Source organism: Streptomyces sp. RP5T, assembly GCF_003933965.1.
In the GTDB taxonomy this organism is placed as follows: domain Bacteria; phylum Actinomycetota; class Actinomycetes; order Streptomycetales; family Streptomycetaceae; genus Streptomyces.
In genome coordinates this window covers 1-1367 of sequence record NZ_RSAJ01001078.1, presented here as the reverse complement: position 1 = coordinate 1367, position 1367 = coordinate 1, and the positions used below count along the sequence as shown (strand labels likewise).

The window sequence follows — 1367 nt, the reverse complement described above, 5'->3', positions numbered from 1 at the left end:
CCGGCGGGGTGGGCTTGGGTCCGGCTGGATCACGTCTGCGATGTGTCTGGAGGGATTCAGAAACAGGGCAAGCGCCGTCCAGTGAAGAATAAGTTTCCGTTTCTGCGTGTTGCCAACGTAGGGCGTGGTTCGCTTGCTCTAGGGGATGTTCACCAAGTTGAGCTCTTCGAAGGAGAACTGGACAGGTTTCGCCTGCAGGTCGGAGACCTGCTCGTTGTCGAAGGGAACGGCAGCCCGGATCAGATTGGGCGTGCTGCCATGTGGCGCGGCGCCATCAAGGATGCCGTGCACCAGAATCACTTGATCAAGGTGCGGCCAACCTCGGCTATTGATCCTCAGTTTCTTGAACTTCTTTGGAACTCGCCCAATATTTCGGCTCAGTTGATGCGAGTGGCTCAGTCGAGCAGCGGCCTCTACACGCTGAGTACGTCGAAGCTAAACCGTGTGGAGTTCGCGCTGCCTCCGCTCGCGGAGCAGCAGCGCATTGTCGAGGCCCTCGAAGAGCAGCTGTCAAGGCTGGATGCGGCAGCAGCAAGCGCGGCGCAAGCTCTTCGGCGTGTTGGGCGGCTCAAGACGGCATCTCTGGCATCAGAGCTGGTCGGCGTATCGCAACGTGCCCGTTTGAAGGATGTTCTCGCGTCGCCTCTAATCAATGGGCGATCAGTGAAGACGATGGAGGGTGGGTTTCCGGTACTCCGCCTGACCGCGATCAAGGAAGGCATCACTGATCTCGGTGAGTTCAAGGCGGGAGCGTGGAGCGCCGAGGATGCGCGCCCTTTCGTTGTCACAAAGGGCGACTTCCTCATCGCCAGGGGAAACGGATCGCTGAAGCTGGTTGGTAAGGGTGGTCTGGTGGGAGAAGTGCGCTCTCCCGTTGCCTTCCCTGACACTATGATCCGGGTGCGCCCTGACGTGGGGGCTGTTCTTCCCCAGTATCTTTCCTTGGTGTGGGGCTCTCCTGAGGTGCGCAAGCAGATTGAGAGCAGGGCTCGCACGACTGCTGGGATCTACAAGGTGAATCAGCGGATGCTGGAGGCGATTGAATTTCCTTTGCCATCCATTGAGCGGCAGCAGGAAATCGTGGATCGCCAAGAATCTAACGAATCAGCGCTCAAGGTTGCCCGCACAGCCTGCAGGAATGCTTTGCGTCGAGGAGATTCCCTCAAACGGGCGTTGCTGCGTAAGGCCTTCGAGGGTGGAGTTGTACCGCAGGACTCTTTCGACACCTCCGCCGCAGACTTGCTCGTCCGAGTGGTTGCTGAGCGAGCCGCCCAGCCGAAGGCAAAGCGCACCCGTAGGACCACGGCCAAGAAAGCCGCCGTACCGAGAGCCGCCACACCCGCCGACCCTGCCCCGCAGCCAACCCC

1 protein-coding gene is annotated in these 1367 nt (G+C 60.1%); it reads left to right on the top strand.

Annotated features, from left to right (window positions below; translation table 11 throughout):
• Window positions 1–42: 42 nt before the first annotated feature.
• Window positions 43–1367 (top strand): restriction endonuclease subunit S (locus EHS43_RS44590; protein WP_260471016.1); only part of this gene is annotated, 1325 nt, incomplete at its 3' end.